Origin of the sequence: Acinetobacter sp. YH12095 (assembly GCF_013419245.1) — a bacterium.
Classification (GTDB): domain Bacteria; phylum Pseudomonadota; class Gammaproteobacteria; order Pseudomonadales; family Moraxellaceae; genus Acinetobacter; species Acinetobacter towneri.
In genome coordinates this window covers 1-20,895 of record NZ_VPAL01000009.1, presented here as the reverse complement: position 1 = coordinate 20,895, position 20,895 = coordinate 1, and the positions used below count along the sequence as shown (strand labels likewise).

Annotated in this window: 15 protein-coding genes and 1 rRNA gene; 6 read left to right on the top strand and 10 right to left on the bottom strand. The window is 43.4% G+C overall.

The window, feature by feature from the left end:
- Position 1: 1 nt before the first annotated feature.
- Positions 2-1,141, bottom strand: coding sequence for an efflux RND transporter periplasmic adaptor subunit (locus FTU35_RS07950; protein ID WP_168525909.1), 1,140 nt, complete (start codon positions 1,139-1,141; stop codon positions 2-4).
- 413 nt (positions 1,142-1,554) lie between these two features.
- Here FTU35_RS07950 and FTU35_RS07945 point away from each other — a divergent pair, with 413 nt between their 5' ends.
- From FTU35_RS07945 to FTU35_RS07935, 3 genes are all read left to right on the top strand, one after another.
- Positions 1,555-2,169: a TetR/AcrR family transcriptional regulator gene (locus FTU35_RS07945; protein ID WP_019837343.1), complete on the top strand. Its 615-nt coding sequence runs from the start codon at positions 1,555-1,557 to the stop codon at positions 2,167-2,169.
- Positions 2,170-2,404: 235 nt separating this feature from the next.
- Positions 2,405-5,089 (top strand): phosphoenolpyruvate carboxylase, encoded by a 2,685-nt coding sequence (gene ppc, locus FTU35_RS07940; RefSeq protein ID WP_180064646.1) that lies wholly within the window; start codon positions 2,405-2,407, stop codon positions 5,087-5,089.
- A gap of 397 nt (positions 5,090-5,486) precedes the next feature.
- On the top strand, positions 5,487-6,785 hold the full coding sequence (locus FTU35_RS07935) for a solute carrier family 23 protein (protein WP_004970352.1): 1,299 nt from the start codon (positions 5,487-5,489) through the stop codon (positions 6,783-6,785).
- Positions 6,786-7,064: 279 nt separating this feature from the next.
- On the opposite strand, the gene FTU35_RS07930 is transcribed toward FTU35_RS07935, so the two are convergent.
- The 5 genes from FTU35_RS07930 to ilvD (FTU35_RS07910) all read right to left on the bottom strand — a co-directional run bounded on the left by FTU35_RS07930 (position 7,065) and on the right by ilvD (FTU35_RS07910) (position 13,010).
- A complete protein-coding gene (locus FTU35_RS07930; protein ID WP_004970356.1) occupies positions 7,065-7,244 on the bottom strand; it encodes a hypothetical protein in 180 nt (59 codons plus the stop codon).
- A 317-nt stretch (positions 7,245-7,561) separates the two neighbouring features.
- Positions 7,562-7,849, bottom strand: coding sequence for a chorismate mutase (locus tag FTU35_RS07925; RefSeq protein WP_179988877.1), 288 nt, complete (start codon positions 7,847-7,849; stop codon positions 7,562-7,564).
- Positions 7,839-9,158, bottom strand: coding sequence for a hypothetical protein (locus FTU35_RS07920; protein WP_179990365.1), 1,320 nt, complete (start codon positions 9,156-9,158; stop codon positions 7,839-7,841). Before FTU35_RS07920 ends, FTU35_RS07925 begins: the two co-directional genes overlap by 11 nt.
- A 118-nt stretch (positions 9,159-9,276) precedes the next feature.
- A complete protein-coding gene (gene ilvD, locus FTU35_RS07915; protein WP_004970362.1) occupies positions 9,277-10,962 on the bottom strand; it encodes a dihydroxy-acid dehydratase in 1,686 nt (561 codons plus the stop codon).
- 218 nt (positions 10,963-11,180) lie between these two features.
- Positions 11,181-13,010, bottom strand: a complete 1,830-nt coding sequence (ilvD, locus tag FTU35_RS07910; protein ID WP_019837334.1) for a dihydroxy-acid dehydratase — start codon at positions 13,008-13,010, stop codon at positions 11,181-11,183.
- A gap of 370 nt (positions 13,011-13,380) precedes the next feature.
- Here ilvD (FTU35_RS07910) and fmt point away from each other — a divergent pair, with 370 nt between their 5' ends.
- Entirely contained in the window at positions 13,381-14,343 is a 963-nt protein-coding gene (fmt, locus tag FTU35_RS07905; RefSeq protein ID WP_179994460.1) for a methionyl-tRNA formyltransferase, read from the top strand.
- Positions 14,340-15,647, top strand: a complete 1,308-nt coding sequence (gene rsmB / locus FTU35_RS07900; RefSeq protein WP_180064645.1) for a 16S rRNA (cytosine(967)-C(5))-methyltransferase RsmB — start codon at positions 14,340-14,342, stop codon at positions 15,645-15,647. Before fmt ends, rsmB begins: the two co-directional genes overlap by 4 nt.
- 303 nt (positions 15,648-15,950) lie before the next feature.
- Here the strand turns inward: rsmB and FTU35_RS07895 are convergent, their stop codons facing one another.
- The 3 genes from FTU35_RS07895 to FTU35_RS07885 form a co-directional block, all read right to left on the bottom strand.
- Complete coding sequence (locus FTU35_RS07895) at positions 15,951-16,061, bottom strand: methionine/alanine import family NSS transporter small subunit (RefSeq protein ID WP_004970370.1); 111 nt, start codon at positions 16,059-16,061, stop codon at positions 15,951-15,953.
- A gap of 1 nt (position 16,062) precedes the next feature.
- Complete coding sequence (locus tag FTU35_RS07890; protein ID WP_104852799.1) at positions 16,063-17,547, bottom strand: sodium-dependent transporter; 1,485 nt, start codon at positions 17,545-17,547, stop codon at positions 16,063-16,065.
- A 565-nt stretch (positions 17,548-18,112) separates the two neighbouring features.
- Positions 18,113-19,555, bottom strand: coding sequence for an aldehyde dehydrogenase family protein (locus FTU35_RS07885; RefSeq protein ID WP_154321224.1), 1,443 nt, complete (start codon positions 19,553-19,555; stop codon positions 18,113-18,115).
- A gap of 172 nt (positions 19,556-19,727) precedes the next feature.
- Between FTU35_RS07885 and FTU35_RS07880 the strand changes: the two genes are divergently transcribed.
- On the top strand, positions 19,728-20,411 hold the full coding sequence (locus FTU35_RS07880; protein WP_154321225.1) for a TIGR04219 family outer membrane beta-barrel protein: 684 nt from the start codon (positions 19,728-19,730) through the stop codon (positions 20,409-20,411).
- A gap of 123 nt (positions 20,412-20,534) precedes the next feature.
- Here the strand turns inward: FTU35_RS07880 and rrf are convergent.
- Positions 20,535-20,649 (bottom strand): 5S ribosomal RNA (gene rrf, locus FTU35_RS07875).
- Between the last annotated feature and the right edge of the window lie 246 nt (positions 20,650-20,895).

Below are 20,895 nucleotides of genomic sequence, written 5' to 3'. Positions count from 1 at the left end.
TTTAACGCTCCGTCTGTGTGGCCGCAGAAGCTGCCTGAGCTGTTGGATTGACTGCCTGTACAGCTTGATTGTCACGGTTAATCGGGCGAATTTTTTGTCGATCACGCAGTAAATGCACCCCACCCATCACCACATAATCTTGCGGCTGTAAGCCACTCAGTACAGGCACGCTGTCACGTCCATAAGCGCCCAATGTAACAGGAATTTGGCGCACGGTTGAGTCTGGCTGTAAGACCAAAACAAAAGCTTGTTGCCCTGTTGCCGACACGCTAGATAAAGGCACATATAAACCCTGATTGGCTTGGCGAGTCAGAAATACCCGCGCACTTTGCCCCAATTGAATCTGTGCATTGCCTTCACGTAAAGCCACTTTGACTTTAAAAGTACGCGACTGATCTGCCGCAGGGGAAATTTCTCGAACCGTGCCTGCAAAACGGGTATCGGGTTGTGACCATAAACTTACCGTTGCCTCTTGCCCGACTCGAATTTCACCCACCGCTTGTTCAGGTACGCCAATCACGACTTCACGTTCCCCATCAATCGCCAATTGATAAGCGACCTGCCCTGCCGCTAAAACCTGCCCAACTTCAATATTGCGTTCAGTAATCACACCATTTTTTGTGGCCCGTAACTGGTTATAGTCGGTTTGATTACTACTAACCGCATAATTGGACTGCGCCTGTTTCAACTGCGCCATGGCATGTTGATACTGGTTTTTGACTGCATCATATTGCGAGCGACTGACGGCATTCATGGGTAATAATTGCTGAAAACGCTGTAACTCATCGCTAGCAATTTTTGCAGCAGATTGCGCACTTTCCAGTTGCGCACGCGCGGCATTGAGCTGCAATGCTGCATCTTGCACATCCAGTTTTGCTAAGACTTGCCCAACTTTGACCTGATCTCCCACATCGGCAAAACGCTGTGTAACTTGCCCTGCAACCCGAAATGCCAAAGCCGTTTGCTGACGTGCTTGCACCTCGCCTGCATAGCTTTTTTGCTCAAGATGTAAACTGCTGGGCTGGGTCACCATCACCAAAGGGACTTCCTGTTCAACCTCGGTTTTTTGCTTACTGCATCCAATTAGGGTGATACAGCACAGCAGCATCAGGCTGGCAATGAGATTCTGAGTCGTGTTCATCAGGTTTGCTCTTATTTAAACGTTTTTTTTAGGGCAGAATACGGTAGGGTTTGCTGACACTTCGTCTATGTTTGCGACAGCGCATATTTTTAGCTGATATAAGGCATGAGGCAGGAAACTTAGTCATTCTAAGTAACTGACTCATAACGTAATAGCAGTAAAAAATATGCTTGTTCCAAAGGACTGTGGCTAAAACTTTCTCAGATTGCGTTATGAAACTTGGTAATAGTCTCGCTATTCCCTGCGTTTCATGCCTGATCTGCTCAGTTTTAGCCTACAGCGCAAGCCATTTATGAAGTGCGTGCAAACCCCTATATTAAATTGATTATTTTTTAATTAATATACCACTGGGTACATTAATTAAAACTGAAGCGTCATTTTCCAGTTGTACTGATGCAAATTAGGATGAGCGTGTGCAGATTCATGTCGGACGACCAAAAGATTTAGAAAAACGCCAACGCATTTTAATGTCGGCAAAACACTTGTTTTTAAAGTTGGGCTTTCATGGTTCTAGTATGAATCAGATTGCACGTGAAGCAGGCGTGACCAAATTAACGGTGTATAACCACTTTCAAGACAAAGCCACCTTATTTTCCTGTGCCATTGAAGAAACCTGTGAAAGTCTGCTCAAAGCACAACCTTTGGACTTGACTGCACATAGCAATTTTAAGCAGGCCTTATACCAAGCCTGTAAACTGTCCTTGAACTTGGTCAATATGCCTGAAGCGATTAAATTAGAACATTTGCTGATGGAACTGGCCTCGGAGCAAAATCCGTTGGCATTGCAGTTTTACAATGCCTCACATGCCAAACTTCGCGCGATGTGGGAAAGCTTCTTTCGCCAAGCAGTAGAATTGCAGTTTATTCAGGCCGATGAACCAAAAACGCAAACTGAATTGATCGTTTCCTTACTGCATGGTTTACGTCACCATGAAGTTTTACTCGGTGTACGTGCCGTGCCCGATGCTGCACAATCTCAAAAGATTATTGAAGATGCAATTGGTATTTTTATGCTGCGTTATGGCTGAGCAAGCTAATTTTGCAGCCTCATCATGCGAAATCTAACTCTCACGTTGCACATATACGAATGATCAACTGACTCATATCTCCGTCCTGTATTTCTCTCCTAAATACTGCCACTTGGCACTATAACTTCAGATGCGCAAAATCCATGCAACTTTTGTAGATAGCCCGCTTGGATTGTAGCTAAATCGGGGTATAGTCTTAACAGAGTAGAAAAACACAGAACATGGAGAACAACGAATGATTCAACAAATTGATGCTCCTCTACGCGATGACGTACGCTTACTTGGCAACTTATTGGGTGAAACCCTCAAGTTACACGCAGGACAAGATTTGTTTAATCAGGTCGAACAAATTCGTGCCTTATCTAAAGGCGCGCGCGATGGACAAGCCGAAGCTGAAAAACAACTCGAACAACTGTTTTTAAGTCTGGAAGATGATGAAATCTTACCGCTCACCCGTGCCTTTACCCACTTTTTGAATTTTGCCAACATCGCTGAGCAATATCATGTGGTGCGGAGCCGTCGCCAAAGCGAATTTGATGAAAATGGCGTTTCTCCAAACCCGCTAGATCACTTATTTATCAAGTTTAAAGACAACCAAATTTCTGCAGAAACACTCTTTCAACAAGTCTGCGAGCTAAAAATTGAGTTGGTTTTAACTGCGCATCCGACTGAAGTCAGCCGTCGTACCCTCATTCAAAAATATGACGATATTAATGACTGCTTGTTTAAAATGGATCAGCAAAAACTGACACCACGTGAACGTCAGGCAGTTTTGGCAGATTTAAAACAGCTGATCAGCTCGGCTTGGCAAACCGATGAAATTCGCCAACATCGCCCAACCCCTGTCGATGAAGCCAAATGGGGCTTTACCACCATCGAACAAACCCTGTGGAATGCGGTGCCTAAATTCATGCGTGAATTAGACAGCATTGTGCAGGAACATTGTGGACAAAGCCTACCGCTGAGCGTTGCACCTGTACGTTTCGCCTCTTGGATGGGCGGTGACCGCGATGGTAACCCGAATGTCACTCATAAAGTTACTCAAGAAGTGCTGTGGCTGTCACGCTGGAAAGCAGCAGAACTGTATTTACGTGATATTGAAAACCTGCGTTGGGAACTCTCCATTCAGCAATGCAGCCCAGAATTGGCAGATGCTTTGGGACATTTCCATGCCGAGCCGTACCGTGAATATTTACGCGACACCCGAGAACGCCTAAAAGCCACCCGCGACTGGTTAGCAGCGAAACTGCAAGGCAAAGAGGCTGATGACAGTTTGGTGATAAAAAACAAAGACGAGTTGTTACAGCCTTTATTGCTGTGTTATCGCTCGCTGACGGCTTGCCAATTATCAGACATTGCGAACGGCAAATTGTTGGATTTAATTCATCGTGTGAATTGTTTCGGCATTGAATTACTAAAACTGGATATTCGCCAAGAATCGGGACGTCATCGTCAAGCCATTTCTGCCATTACCGAATATTTAGGTTTGGGCAATTTTGAAACTTGGACTGAACAAGCGCGTCAGAACTTCTTGCTTCAAGAGCTACAAAGTAAACGTCCGTTATTGCCAAAATTCATGCAAGAACCTGCACAAAGCCTGATTCAACATCCCGATGTGCAAGAAGTGTTTGCCACCATGCGCACTTTGGCTGCACAGCCGCAGGAAAGTTTGGGCGCTTATATTATTTCCATGGCGGAATATCCAAGTGATGTATTGGCAGTGTTATTGCTGCAAAAAGAAGCGGGCATTCAGCATCCTTTGCGTGTGGTGCCGCTGTTTGAAACCCTGAAAGACTTGGATGGGGCTGCCCAAACCATGAATACCCTATTTAATATGCATTGGTACAAACAGCATATTCAGGGCAAACATGAGGTGATGATTGGCTACTCAGACTCCGCCAAAGATGCAGGTTTCATGTCTGCCAACTGGGCACAGTACCGCGCGCAGGAAGAACTGACTGCGGTAGCGCAGCAACATGCTGTGCAGCTGACTTTATTCCATGGTCGTGGTGGTTCCATCAGCCGTGGCGGTGCGCCAACGCAACAAGCATTGTTCTCACAACCTCCAGGGTCTATTTCAGGTGCAATTCGCGTCACCGAACAAGGTGAAATGATTCGCTTTAAATTTGGGCTTGAAGGGGTTGCCTTACAAAATCTGGAAGTCTATACCGCTGCAACCTTAGAAGCGACGCTGATGCCACCACCTGTGCCGAAAGCAGAATGGCGCGAGCTGATGGATAACATGACCGAACTTTCGGTGCAGGTCTATCGTCAAACCGTGCGTGAAAATCCGCATTTTGTGAAATATTTACGCACTGTCACGCCAGAGCTGGAATTGCAAATGTTGCCACTCGGTTCACGTCCCGCGAAACGTAAAGTGAGCGGTGGAATTGAATCCTTACGTGCCATTCCATGGGTATTTGCATGGACACAAATCCGTTTGATGCTGCCTGCTTGGTTAGGGACAGGCGCAGCAATTAACCAAACGCTCGATCAGGGACAAAAAGCCACTTTGGATGAAATGCTCAGCGATTGGCCGTATTTCCAGACTTTAATTGATATGCTAGAAATGGTGCTATCTAAAGCCGACAGCAATATTGCCCTGTACTACGAATCTAACCTGACCGATGACGAAGACTTAAAACAACTGGGTGAGCAACTCCGTCAACGTCTGCGTGATGCTGTGACGACCCTACTGACCCTCAAAGGTGAATCGCAATTGCTCAGCAGCAATGATGTGCTAGATCAATCGATGCGGGTGCGTAAACCGTATTTATTGCCACTGCATTTGCTACAGGCAGAGTTGATGAAACGTCGTCGTTTATATTTGGCAGAACAGAATGCCGAACATACCCCTGTCGATCATGCCCTCATGGTAAGCATTGCAGGGATTGCAGCAGGCTTACGCAATACAGGTTAAGCCTCTACGAATAGCACAACAAGCAGAGTCTGTACTCTGCTTGTGGCTACTGCTCTCTCTTAGAAATGACTTAGGCTCATGCTTTATAAAGCCAAACACAGTGGACATAATAACGTGAAAGCAGACATGGACTAAGACATGCGTTACGAGGCAAAAAAACCAGCCTAAATTATGTGCAATTAAATTTATTCTTAGTCTGTTTTCATCCCACTAATGCAGCAATACATTCTTTAAATTTATAAATAAAATTACTTATTTATATTAAATGTAAATTTTATCAAATAGTAAAATTTAATCCTAAAAATAAGCAGCTGATCTGTTTTCTGGCAAAATTTTTAAAAAATTTAGGCAATACAAGAGTATGATGTGCTCAATTTAGCTTTTGAGTGCTTACTTTATGTCCAATTGGTTTCCCAAATGGCGCCCTTATGAAGGCAGCATTGATGCACGTCCTGTAGGTACCAATGAGTATCTACCGCCTGCACAAACCGTTGTATTGGGGATACAACACGCATTTGCCATGTTTGGTGCCACTGTACTTGCACCTTTTTTAATGGGCTTTGATCCGAACCTTGCCATTTTAATGTCAGGAATTTGTACCATCCTGTTCTTTTTCATGACAGGTGGGCGTGTTCCAAGTTATTTAGGCTCAAGCTTTGCCTTTATTGGGGTGGTGATTGCTGCCACAGGCTATGCAGGCGCAGCAGGCGGTTTAAATGCCAATATTGGGGTTGCGGCAGGCGGGATTATTGCCTGCGGTATTTTATATGCCCTGATTGGCTTTTTGGTGATGGCTACTGGCACCCGCTGGATTGAAAAATTAATGCCACCTGTGGTGACAGGTGCGGTGGTGATGATCATTGGTTTAAACCTTGCTCCTGTCACGGTCAAAGCGGTTGCAGGCAATCCATTTAATATGTGGATGGCCTTGGTGACTGTGCTATGTATGGGCATGATTGCCGTATTTACCAAAGGTTTACTGCAACGCCTCTTGCTCCTGATTGGCTTGCTCATATCGTATCTGATCTATTTTGTAGTCACCAATGTCATGGGTTGGGGGACGCCAATTAACTTCGCACCGATTCAGCAAGCCGCTTGGTTTGGCGTACCAGACTTTCATGCGCCTGTATTTGATGTGAATGCCATGCTGATTATTGCCCCAATTGCCTTCATTTTGGTGGCAGAGAACTTGGGACACATTAAAGCAGTAGGTGCCATGACTGGTGAAAACCTCGATCCACACATTGGTAAAGCCTTTGTAGCCGATGGTGTTGCCACAACCCTTGCAGGTGGTGTCGGTGCACCGGGTATGACTACCTATGGTGAAAACATTGGGGTGATGGCTGTTACCCGCGTGTATTCCACGATTATTTTTGTGGTGGCGGGGGTCTTTGCTATTTTCCTTGGCTTATCACCAAAATTTGGGGCAATCATCCATACCATTCCTACCGCCATTTTAACGGGCGCTTCGATTGTGGTATTTGGTTTGATTACCATTGCTGGCGCGAAAATCTGGATTGAAAACAAAGTCGATTTTTCTAAAAACAAAAATCTGATGGTGGCTGCCGTGACCATTATTTTAGGAACGGGTGACTTTGCGTTGCAATTGGGCAGCTTTAACTTGGGCGGGATTGGGACAGCAACTTTTGCAGCCTTGTTCCTGAACTGGTTCTTTAGTTTGCGTGATCCCTCTTAATCAGAACTTGCGGTCATTTGCTTGAACCTAAGTAAATGCCGAAACAATGCAAAAAGACCGAACAACAGTGATTGTTCGGTCTTTTTTTACCTCAAACGGTCTGTCTAGAATGAACCGTTTTTAAGAGATAATGCTTTTACTTGGCTTATTTCTGTTTTTTAAGCTCTTGCTTAAGTTGCTTCAATTTGCCTTTATGTTTTGAAATCTTTTTCAAACGTGCTTTGATTTGTTGCTTCAAAGATTTAACTTGCTTAGCCATGGTATTACTCCTTAGTAAGGCTATTCGTTGCCATTGTGTTGTTTCACAAAACTACGAATAAATTTTCTTAATTCACGAGCAGCACTAGTATCAAGTTCTTCACATAAACGAATAAATTCATCACGTTCAGTACTATTAATACGAATTAAAAGTTGTCCATCTTTCTTGCCTGTCTTTATTTTTTTGATTTGCTCGTTCATTGCTGATCTCTCCAAAATAAAGACTGCTTTGCAAAAGATGTATATACAATATATATACTTTTTAAAATAAAGCAAACTTACAATATTAAAAAATGTAATAAAATCATATTCTTTTTTTTACCAATTCTTTTTAAAAACCCAGCAAAGCCAAGACAGGCAAGGCTTTGCGCTTAAAACCACCTGCAGAAAAAATAAGCAAATTATTTTTAAAAATTATGCTTTGAATACCAAGATGGCATATAAATACGCGGTTTTACCGCAAAAACGCAAAGTTTGGGCTGCGTTTGAAGCATCGCCCAAACTTAGGGATAGATCAATTAAGGACGGAATTCTTTTAATTCACGCTGAATAAAATGCTGAATCATATCGTGATACAAACGCTCGACCATGTCAGGATCGACTGCATGTTGCAGAGCCAAAGTACGGACTTTTTCAATCACTTCTTTCACGCGCTGCGGTGACTGTACATCTTCCACAGTCTGTTTATGGCGCATGGCCTGATCGACATAAAACTGACGCGATGCAATCAGTTCAATTAAAGCCACATCAATTTGGTCTATTTTGTCACGTGCTTGTTGTAATGAGTTTACTTTTTCATTGTTCATGGGCTTGGGCTACACTTTCAGTTTCGGTTTCGTTTTCACTCTTATACTTTTCTTCTAACACATTACTGAAAATACTTTCAATCATCCACACCCGATATAAGCTGTTAAACACGTAGCTTTGCCCATCTATGCGCAATTCCAACACAGGAAAATCGGGCTGAGATTTCATTTCACACAGCATATCGTTTTCTTTGAGCAACTCGGTCACATCGGCTGTGGTCAGTTGATCTAACTCCAGTTCACGCTGCATACGCTCAAAATGCGCTTTAAAGGATAAATCCTGTCCCCTCGTCCATACCGCCTGCAAAATGCGATACATGGCATCCACACGCTGTTCTTCAGGCGCACTGTAATACAGTTGTGCCATTTGATAAGTCGCCTGCTCAGTCGGGCGGCAAAACGGCGTAAACGCAACATCAGTACGTTTAGATAAACGTGTTGCCAAACTCCAGTCAAACCAGTCGCGTCCATGATAAGACAAGGGATACACATTCAAATGGATATTGTAATAGGCAGCTAATTCTTCTTTGATATACGCCAATAACAACCAAGAAATCGGGTCTTCCAGTGCAATATACAAATCCAGTTCAGGGTCGAGTGCCTGAATTTCATTGAGTTCTTCGGCATCACTAATTAAATGTTCTCGCCATTCAATGTGATTGATCAAGAAAATAGGATTATCGGTGAGTAATTTTTGTTGTTTTAAACGGCGTGTCAAACGCAATAAATCATCGACCGCATGATATTTACGTCCACCAAACTCAAAATAACTGGCCAATACAGGTGCATCATCAAAAACCCGTTCAGGAAAATCCTGAATTTGATGATGACGGCTGGACATGGCATATAAAGTGCGTAATTTACCCGACTGCTTTTGCCACAGCATGTGAAACACATCTTCGAGTAAATACAAGAAATCCTGACCACGTAACGGCGTATGCCGCAAAATAGCTTCTGCCTGCATTAAGGCCTCTGCAGTCGGTGGTTCAGGGCTATCGTGAAAACTAAAACGGTGTTGTTTGGCAAGAATTTGTGCATCTTGAATACAATAATTTTGCCATTCTGCAGCCGACATTTGATTCGGTGCATCGCCACTTTGCCGCGAAATCACCACGGTTAAAGGTTTTAATTCATCGGCCAGAATATCTTCTAATTGCGGCAACTGCTGTACCGCCAAATAGCTATATACATCATCTAGACGTAAATACACACTCAGTCCGTGTTCCGTGGGCAACACCGCTTGCCGAGATGGTTTTTGATAAAACCAACTCGATCTGATCGGATCGAACCAACGGCGTAACAGTGACATGAGATCAGCCTCTAAAAAGAAAATCCTTGTGGTTTGGGGACAAGCCACATGCAAATCATGTGCGCTCGTCCTTCAATAGTACACAAGGATTTATATCAATTCATATAAAAATGATCAATTAGACCTCTAAATTCAGATCAGTCACTGCACCTTTTTCTGCGCCCGATGCCAATTTAGCAAATTTCGCCAATGCACCATGGGTATAGTTTGGCTTTGGTTTGACCCATGCCGCTTTACGTGCTGCCATTTCCTCTTCCGACACATGCCAAGTCATTTCACGGGTTTCGGCATTAATCGAAATTTTATCGCCATTTTTCACCAGACCAATTGGCCCGCCTTCATACGCTTCTGGGGTCACATGCCCAATCACAAAACCGTGACTGCCACCCGAAAAACGTCCATCGGTAATTAACGCGACTGAATTACCCAAACCTTTACCAATAATTGCAGAAGTTGGTTTCAGCATTTCTGGCATACCCGGGCCGCCTTTAGGGCCTTCGCCGCGAATCACCACCACTTCACCTTCTTGCACTTCGCCATCTAAAATACCGCGCATCGCACCAATTTCACCTTCAAAGACACGTGCAGGGCCTTCAAAATACAAGCCTTCTTTGCCTGTAATTTTTGCCACTGCGCCCGTAGGCGATAAGTTGCCTTTTAAAACCACCAAGTGCGAATCTTTTTTGATTGGCGCATCAAACGGTAAAATAATTTGCTGACCTTCAGGATAATCGGCAACATCGGCCAAGTTTTCTGCCAAAGTTTTACCTGTAACCGTTAAGCAAGAACCATCAAGCATGCCTGCATCTAGCATGCGTTTCATCAACGGTTGAATGCCGCCAATGGCAATCAGCTCCGACATTAAATACTTGCCCGATGGACGTACATCGGCCACCACTGGGGTTTCCTGACCAATACGCACGAAATCATCTAGTGTGAGTTCAACCCCTGCAGAATGTGCCATGGCAATCAAATGCAACACACCATTGGTCGATCCACCCAAAGCAATCAATACTTTAATGGCATTTTCAAAGGCAGATTTGGTCATAATGTCACGTGGTTTAATATCCAGACGTAACAGATTCATGACCGCTTCGCCTGCGCGTTGGCAGTCATCCATTTTATCTTGAGAAACAGCTTCTTGTGCTGAAGATCCCGGCAAACTCATGCCCAATGCTTCAATGGCCGATGCCATAGAGTTGGCGGTGTACATGCCACCACAAGAGCCTGCACCTGGCAAAGCCACTTCTTCAATTTGTTTGACCTGAATTTCGTTAATTTCACCTTTGGCATGCTGACCCACGGCTTCAAACACCGAAATAATATCGGTATGTCCTGCACCAGGTTTAATCGTGCCGCCATAAACAAACAAGCCCGGACGGTTTAAACGCGCCAGTCCCATAATGCAGCCCGGCATGTTTTTATCACAGCCACCAATGGCAATCACCCCATCATAGGCCTGACAGCCCACCACAGCTTCAATTGAATCGGCAATGATTTCACGTGAAACCAGTGAATATTTCATACCCTCAGTGCCGTTTGAAATCCCGTCTGAAATGGTGATGGTATTGAAAATAATGCCTTTACCACCCGCCTGATTCACGCCTGTTTCTGCTTCACGCGCCAAGCCATCAATATGCATATTACATGGTGTGACATTGGCCCAAGTCGATGCAATGCCAATAAATGGACGAGTAAAATCTTCATCCTTAAAACCCACCGCACGCATCATGGAGCGTGCAGGTGCATTTTCAATGCCTTCATAGACTTCGGCTGAATGTTCGCGGATATTCTGTTTACTCATGGCTGATTCCTTAGCGAGATGGGTGAAATGTCGTGTTCATTATGACGATTTATTTTATTTTTCATTGTATCGAAAGCAGGTAGGATGTAAACGAAAATGCCTGTCTAATTTCATTGCTCAAATTTGTTGCACTACTGACGTTGCTCATAACAGGCTCATAAAAGAAGCACCCCAATTTTGGAGTGCTTTTTGTGGCAGCTTAAATTGCTAAGTACTGCTTAGATTTCACGTACCGCACCTTTTGCCGCACTGGTAGTGTGCATGGCATAGGCTTTCAACGCTTTAGAAATTTTACGTGGACGTTCTTCTGCAGGATGCCAGCCTTTAGCTTCTTGCGCTTCACGACGTGCCGCCATGGTTGCGTCATCTACCGCCAAGTGAATGCTGCGGTTTGGAATATCAATTTCGATACGGTCACCATCTTCAACCAGACCAATCGCGCCACCTTCAGCCGCTTCTGGAGAAACGTGACCAATTGAAAGACCTGAAGAACCGCCCGAGAAACGACCATCAGTCAGTAATGCACATTCTTTACCTAAACCTTTCGATTTCAAATAGCTGGTTGGATAGAGCATTTCTTGCATACCTGGGCCACCACGTGGGCCTTCGTAGCGAATCACCACCACATCACCCGCTGTGATTTTACCGCCCAAAATCGCGTCTACTGCAGCATCCTGACTTTCAAAAACACGTGCTGTGCCGTTGAATTTCAAAATAGAATCATCCACCCCTGCAGTTTTTACAATACAGCCATCTAAAGCAATATTGCCGTAAAGTACCGCCAAACCACCATCTTTAGAGAAAGCGTGTTCTGCATTACGAATCACACCATTGTCACGGTCACCATCTAAACGTGAATAGTAACGGTCTTGTGAGAATGCTGTTTGGGTGGGTACGCCGCCCGGTGCAGAACGGAAGAACTGGTAAACGTCTTCATTTTCGGTACGGATGATGTCCCATTTATCCAAAGCATCTTTTAAAGTCGCTTCGTGAACTGTGCCTACTGAAGTGTCCAATAAACCTGCGCGATCCAGCTCGCCTAAAATAGACATAATGCCACCCGCACGGTGTACATCTTCCATGTGAACATCTTGTTTTGCAGGCGCTACTTTACATAGTACAGGCACTTTACGTGATAAACGGTCAATGTCATCCATGGTGAAATCCACACCTGCCTCATTGGCAGCCGCCAACAAGTGCAGTACGGTGTTGGTTGAACCGCCCATGGCAATGTCCAACGTCATAGCATTTTCATAAGATGCTTTGGTTGCAATTGAACGTGGCAATACGCTGTAATCGTCTTGTTCATAATGGCGTTTGGCCAATTCCACAATCAACTGACCTGCTTTATCAAACAGTTTTTTACGGTTGGCGTGAGTTGCTACAATTGAACCGTTGCCCGGTAAAGATAAACCTAGAGCTTCTGTTAAGCAGTTCATTGAGTTTGCAGTGAACATCCCTGAGCATGAACCACAAGTTGGACATGCAGAACGCTCATATTCAGCAACTTCTTCATCCGTATAGTTGTCATCTGCCGCCACAATCATCGCGTCAATCAAGTCAATCGCGTGTTCATTGCCACGAATTTTGACTTTACCTGCTTCCATTGGGCCGCCAGACACAAACACCACTGGAATGTTCAGACGCATAGCAGCCATCAGCATCCCTGGTGTGATTTTGTCACAGTTGGATATACACACCATTGCATCGGCGCAGTGTGCGCTGACCATGTATTCTACCGAGTCGGCAATCAAGTCACGCGATGGCAATGAATACAACATGCCGTCATGACCCATGGCAATCCCGTCATCTACAGCAATGGTGTTAAATTCTTTGGCAACACCACCTGCCGCCTGAATTTGCTCTGCCACCATTTGACCGAGGTCTTTTAAATGCACATGGCCAGGTACAAATTGGGTAAATGAGTTGACCACCGCAATAATCGGCTTACCGAAATCTTCGTCTTTCATACCCGTTGCACGCCATAAGCCGCGTGCACCCGCCATATTTCTTCCGTGTGTCGATGTTTTTGAACGATAGTCAGGCATTATAAAGTTCCAACTTGGTTGTGCTGAAATGAATCTGAAATTCATTCTGGCGAAATAATACTGTTTGCAAGATCTGTATCACTGCAAAATAGTTTAAGAGTCTTTCTATTTTACTACAGCTTGAGGTAGTAAGGCTGCTGCTTTACCAACTTTATGATGGATAAAAAGTGACGAGAACCCACAGCACCTTGTTGATCATACTGAATGCAATACAAAACTTTCATGAATAATTTTTAAATTTTGCATTACTAATTTTTATCATAATAATTTATAGCACAGCGACAAGGTGGATTTGTTACAACCCGTTCCGACCTTTGAGCCGCAATTTGTTATAATTGCCGCGTCATCTAAAACTATGGGTTGATTTCCATTGAAAATCGTTTTTGCAGGTACGCCTGAATTTGCTGCAAGCGCTTTGGCAGCACTCCTGAACACCGAACATGAGATTGTCGCGGTTTACACCCAGCCTGACCGTAAAGCAGGACGTGGACAAAAACTCACAGCATCTGCGGTGAAGCAATTGGCACTACAACACGATCTTCCTGTCTATCAACCTTTACATTTTAAATCATCTACTGAAGAAGGTCTGGCGGCTCAACAAGAATTGGCTGCATTGAATGCCGATGTGATGGTGGTTGCTGCCTATGGTTTAATTTTGCCGCAAGTGGTTTTAGATACTCCAAAATATGGCTGCTTGAATATTCACGGTTCTTTACTACCACGTTGGCGTGGTGCAGCGCCGATTCAGCGTGCTATTGCCACAGGTGATACCGAAACAGGCATTACCATTATGAAAATGGCTGCAGGCTTAGATACAGGCGATATGATGTATAAAACCCTATGCCCAATTACTGCCACAGACACCTCTGCCACTTTACATGACAAACTGGCACAGCAAGGTGCTGAAGCGATTGTTGAAGTATTGGCTTCAGAGCAAAAATTGCAAGACTATTTGGCTGCGCGTGAAGTGCAAGATGAAGCCTTGACGGTCTACGCACACAAACTGACGAAAGCCGAAGCGCAAATTAACTGGTCACAAACTGCAGCCGAAATTGACCGTAATATCCGTGCCTTTAATCCGTGGCCTGTGGCGTTTATCCCTTTAGATGACACTCAAAACTTGCGCGTTTGGGGTTCAGCATTATCGGATGAATCTGCACAAGGCAAAGCTGCAGGCACAATTTTAAAACTGGACAAACAAGGCGTACACGTCGCTTGTGGCGATCAACAAGCTGTATGCTTAAGCTCGTTGCAATGGCCAGGCGCTAAACCGCTGAATCCTGTGCAAATCATTCAAACTCAAAAACTTCAAACAGGACAAGTTCTCGCATGAGCCATTCTGAATCAGGCAACTCACATTTGAACTTGCGTGCCCAAGTCATCCGTACGCTATTGGCTGTACAACAAGGGCAATCGTTGGCGAGCGTCTTACCTGCACATTTAAGTAAAATCGCAGAACGTGACCGCGCTCTATTTCATGAGCTGGTTTTGGGCACCTTGCGTCAATGGTATGCCCTAAAAAGCATTACTTTGCCGCTGTTGGTGAAACCACTCAACAATGAAACTATTGAAACCTGTTTATATGTCGGCTTATATCAAGTGCTTTGTACTCGTGTAGCCAGTCATGCCGCAATTTCTGAAACCGTAACTGCAGCCAAACAATTGGGCTATCAAGCACTCAGCGGTGTGGTGAATGCAATTCTGCGTCGTGTTTCACGTGAAACATCGGAATTTCAAAAGGCTTTGGCGCAGGCACATGGTTTGCCAAGTTGGTTGTATAAACGTCTGAAAAAAGATTGGCCTGAACAACAAGAACAACTGACGCAAACTTTAAAGCAAACCGCGCCTCTGACTTTAAGAGTCAATACACGCCAAATCAGCCGCGATGACTATTTAGAAATTTTGCAGGAACAAGAGATTGCTGCAGAAGCTTGCACCGTGTCTGAAGTCGGTATTGTGATGCTGCAAAATGTGCACATTCCAGACTTGCCTGGTTTTGATGAAGGCGTATTTTCCGTACAGGACGAACATGCCCAACTGTGTGCAACGCTCTTGCCAAATTTAGATGGCAAAGTGGTAGTCGATGCCTGCGCAGCACCCGGTGGTAAAACAGCGCATCTGCTTGAAAAATTTCAGCCTAAAAAATTGATTGCCATAGATCAGGATACCAAACGTCTGTTACGTGTCAGCGAAAATCTAGAACGTCTGCAACTGAATCAAGAAGCGCAAGTTGAAATTTTGGCTGCCGATGCAACCACATGGAATGCCAGTGAAGCAGTGGACTGTATTGTATTGGATGCACCGTGTTCTGCAATTGGAGTCTTGCGTCGCCATCCAGATATTCGTTTGCTGCGTCAATCTAGCGATATTCAGCAAACGGTGGCATTACAGCAACAGATTTTGCAGCAGATGTGGCAGCAACTCAAAGTTGGTGGCACCTTGCTTTACATTACCTGCTCGGTTTTAAAAGCCGAAAATGAACAGCAAATGCAGCAATTCTTTGCCGAACATCAAAATGCCAAAGAAGTCAAAATTGATGCAGATTGGGGCATTCCACAACTGTATGGACGCCAATTATTGCCGCAACAAGGACGCGGGGATGGTTTTTATTATTGTCGTATTGAAAAAACCGCCTAAGCTGTTTCTGTTTTAACGATTCTTCTCATTTAATAGCCTTTCCAAAAAAATAACCCTTGAATCAATCAAGGGTTAATTTAGGGTCTGTTGACACTTCGTCTATGTTTGCGACGACGCATATTTTTTAGCTGATATAAGGCATGGGACAGGAAATTTAGTCATTCTAAATGACTGGCACATAACGCAATAGCAGCAAAAAATATGCTTGTCCTTCGCTGCGCCTTGCGCTGCAAACAAAGCAGTGCTTGTTTTTGCTCAGGCTGTGCAATGCCTTACAACATCGCACCCGTTTCAGCAAAATGCTTAGTCTTCGAGTTCATCTGGGTTTTTGATCAGGTGAATCATCGCCAAAACCAAACCACCCCAAAGTACCACTGTTGAAATAATCAACATCACCAATGCAGATGTATTCATCTTATTTCTCCGCTGCGTCGTGATCTTTTAAGCGGCTAAGCAATACCGCGCCAATAATAAAGAGCACCACGGTACCACCACCCACGGTGAGTAAAATGTGTAATGGATAACCACCATAGCCTTCTGCAAAAATAGATTTCAGGGTTAAGCCTAAAGCCACGAGCAATGAAAGCGGAGTCACGATGGTTAATAGGAAATTCCAGCCCCAACCCAATTTAATGCTTGAGTATTGGTTAACGTGTTGCTGCAATTCTTTGAGCAATGGACGACGGAACCAAGTCACCAAAATGATCGACAATAAACCACCACCAACAATACCAATGTTGTTGGCAAAGTAGTCAATGATGTCGACAAAAGTGATCGCGCTGTGGGTAGAGAATAAAATGGTTGAAACAATAGCTGAACCACCCGCAATGATGGTTACTGCACGCTTACGCGACCAACCCAGTTTGTCTTGGAACGCAGCAATGGGCACTTGCAGAATACTCACCATTGAGGTCACCCCTGCAACCGTCAATGAAGCGAAGAATAAGAAACCAAATAAATCGCCACCTGCACCCAAGCTTGAAATGATTTTCGGGAATGCAATAAAGGCTAAACCAATACCACCAGAAACCACTTCATCTACCGATGAACCTGCGCTGTACGCCATGAAACCAAGCGCAGCAAAAATACCAATACCCGCTAAAATTTCAAAAGATGAGTTTGCAAGTGCAACCACCAAGCCTGAACCAGTCAAGTTGGTTTTACGTTTTAGGTAAGATGAGTAGGTCAACATAATCCCGAAACCCACTGAAAGTGAGAAGAAGATATGACCAAAGGCAGCTAACCATACTTTATAGTTCGCCATCGCTTCCCAGTTAGGCGTAAAGAAAGCATTTAAGCCATCGACTGCACCCGGTAAACGTAAAGCTTGAACCACGAGAATAGAGAACAAAATCAGCAAAAGTGGTATAAAGATTTTATTTGACAGCTCAACCCCTTTTTTCACCCCGCCGTATAAAATGAACATCACCACCGTCCATACGATGACTAGACCAATAAATAAGGTTGGTACAAAACCAAAGGCTAAGCCTTCACCATTTTGTAAGTAGCTTGTGAAAAAGAATTTTTCAGTGTCTGTTCCCCATTGCTGACCAATGGAATAGAACATATAACTGCCTGCCCAAGACAATACGCTGGCATAGTAAATACCAATCAGCAAAGTCACCATCACCTGCCACCAGCCCAATGCTTCACTGTTCATGAGCTTTTTATAAGCGGTTGGTGGTGCTTTACGGTATTTATGCCCAACTGCATAGTCCAAAAACAGCAATGGCAAACCTGCGGCAAAGATCGCAATTAAATAAGGGATTAAAAATGCGCCGCCGCCATTTTCATAGGCAACATAAGGGAAACGCCAAATATTGCCCAACCCGACCGCAGAACCAATGGCTGCGATAATAAAGCCTGATCGCGCGGACCAACTCTCACGAGAATCTGTCATAGAACACCTAAACTTCAGGCTATTTTTTGCTGCTTGTTTTTTAATTCTGACCTTTTATATAAATAACTTGCTTTTTCATTAGCTTAAATTTACTTTATATAACGGTACTTTAGCGCACGCAAAAAATATCCTGCAAAAAATGAAAATCTGGGTGTTTGCTTTAGAGTCACACCTTTTGAGCATCAAATTCTAAAGGTCAAACAGCGAAATATTCGGAAAATCTTGCTTAAAGTCTTTGCCCAATATTGCGCTTTTGTATGGCTTAACAATACTCATTTTTGAACAATTTTTCTGTAAATTCTGCTTAGAAAGATGCTTTTTGTATGCATTTTTTTAATCAAACGTTCAAATTCCACTCCATTTTGACTTGATTTTTTAGTTATAAATCGTATAACTATTTGGAATGAAATTTTGATGCTATTTGAGTTATTTTAATTTTCATCTATTTTAGCAGCGCTGTAGCCTATTATTCACCGAACTACAGCACTGTAATCAATCATCTCAAAATTCAGAGTTAACTCATCCTTTCTCTTTATTTATAACGATGCATCATTAGATCAGATACTTAACGCTTAATTACCAATAAACGCTCTTCCTGCATATCCCGAATAGCAGATTGAATCCCTTCACGCCCTAAACCCGAATCTTTCACTCCACCATAAGGCATATTGTCCACACGGAACGATGGAATATCATTAATAATCACCCCACCAACTTGTAACTGATCCCATGCATACAGCATTTTTTCCAAGCTTTGTGTATAAATACCCGCCTGTAAACCAAAACGACTTTGGTTGATACGTGCAATCCCTTGCTCAAAAGATGAATATTTTTCCAAAATGGCAACAGGGCCAAAAACTTCATCTTTATAAACTTCCAAGTTTGGATCGACCTGTTCCAATAAAGTCGGCTCAAACATCACACCTTTCAGCTCGCCACCTGCCAATATTTTTGCACCTTTTTTCACCGCTTTATCAATCCACTTTTTCAAGCGCTGCGCTTCAGCTTCCTTAATCATTGGCCCGACCAAAGTGCTGTCTAAATCAGGATCTGCCGCTTTAATTTTCTTGAGCTGGCTCACAAGTTTCTTTTTCAGTTCGGCATATACGTCAGCATGCACCAAAATACGTTGCACACTAATACACACCTGCCCAGCATGATTATACGCACCACCAATTAAGCGATGAATCAATGCATCATTCAATTCAGTATCGGGTTCAATCATCACTGCTGCATTGCCGCCCAACTCTAGCGTTACTTTTTTGCGTCCTGCGCGGGCTTTCATATCCCAACCCACCACATCTGAACCGGTAAAACTGAGCAGTTTAAAGCGGTCATCTGTCACTAAAACATCAGCTTGTTCACGCTCACAAGGCAATACCGAAAACGCACCTTTAGGTAAATCTGTTTCTGCCAACACTTCTGCAATTTTCAATGCTGAAATAGGCGTGGCACTGGCAGGTTTTAATACAAAAGGACAACCTGCGGCAATCGCAGGTGCAATTTTATGTGCAGTTAAATTCAACGGAAAATTAAAAGGACTAATCAAAGACACGGTACCAATGGGTACATGCTTAACCATCCCTTGATAATTCGCAGCAGCAGCCGTCACTGCCAACGGCAAAATACGCCCTTCATCTAGTTGTGACACCGCATCTGCCGCAATTTGGAAGGTATTAATTAAACGCTCGACTTCTGCCATCGCAGCCAAACGTGGTTTTCCACCTTCGGCAATTAAAATTTCGACCAATTCTTCACGCATGTTTTGAAAACGCTGCACACAATGCAACAGAATTTTTTGTTTTTGAAAGGGCTGTAATTTTGCCATTTCAGCTTCTGCTTTTACGGCTGCACGAATGGCCTTTTCAATACTTTTTTCATCGGCAAGTGCAACACGCGCATATACTTTTTGAGAATATTTATGCTGAACGGCTAACCATTGCCCTGTTTCTACGGCTTTATTGGCAAGATAGAGCGGGTAATCGACAGGTGGATGGGTATTTTGCATACTGAAATCCTCTATTTTTGGCGCGAATTAGGCTATATTTTTACAAGAATTTTGATTCAAGAAAATGTATGATGCGCTAAGTTGGACAATATTTCACATGATTTTTTGTCACGAGAACATCACAACACTAAACCATTCATCCCAAATGATGATGAAAAATACTAGGGTTTATATGCTTACATTACAACGTTTTGCTTTAGCATGCAGTTTAATTGGTTGTTCAGCGGTTCATGCCGATATTATTGGGGTAAAAGCCAGTGTAGATTATTGGAAATATAGCGCAGACTGGAATCAGGCTCAGTTATCACCAAACTTAGATGACGATTTTGCCTTACCCTTTACTCTGGCAGTAGAACATCCTGTTCCTTTTTTACCCAATGCCAAAATTAAGCATGCCAATTTGCAGGCCGAAAGCGAGCAAAGCGCTGCTGGTGTAAAAATCAATCAGCTGGATTTAGATTACTCAGACTTCATTTTATATTATGAAATTTTAGATAACATTGTTGCAGCAGATGTTGGATTTGGCGCCAAAGTACTTGAAGGTGACTTAAGATCTAATTTGTTTTCAACACAAGACGTCAGTGAAACTTTAGCTATGTTATATGCAGAGGCAGCAGTTAAATTACCGTTTACGGGTTTAAGTGCCAAAGCTGAAGCAAATTACGCCAAAAATAGCGACAATGAAGTTCGTGATGCTCAGGCAGAAATTAAATATAACTTTGTCGATACCGTTTTGGTCGATGTGGGTTTAAAAGCGGGCTATCGCATTTTAGATATTAAGCTCAATCAAGATTCCAATCAGGAAACTCAATTAGAGTTTAAAGGCCCATATTTAGGCTTAGAAGCACATTTCTAAATATTTGATATTTAAATAAATTTAAAACCCTTAAATTATGTTTAAGGGTTTTTTTATTCATTCTACTTTTCTTTTCTACATAAAAAAACACCCTCAACATTTGTTGAGGGTGTTCGAATAATGAGCTGGCGATGACTTACTCTCACATGGGTAACCCCACACTACCATCAGCGCGAAGAGGTTTCACTTCTGAGTTCGGTAAGGGATCAGGTGGTTCACTCTTGCTATGGTCGCCAGCACAACTGTTTATGGACTTGTTCGGGTCTTAGTTACTCTGCTTTTGCATGTAATGCCTTACTTTGTTCCAAATGAGTTATTAACAGGTTGGCTATTGGGTCTGAATTTTATTGTTTAGCGTTAACTAAATCAAGGTCAGTCTGTATTGACTGATTGGATTTGAATCGATTGAGCATTCAACCCCAACTGTTTGGGTGTTGTATAGTCAAGCCTCACGAGCAATTAGTATTGGTCAGCTTCACATATC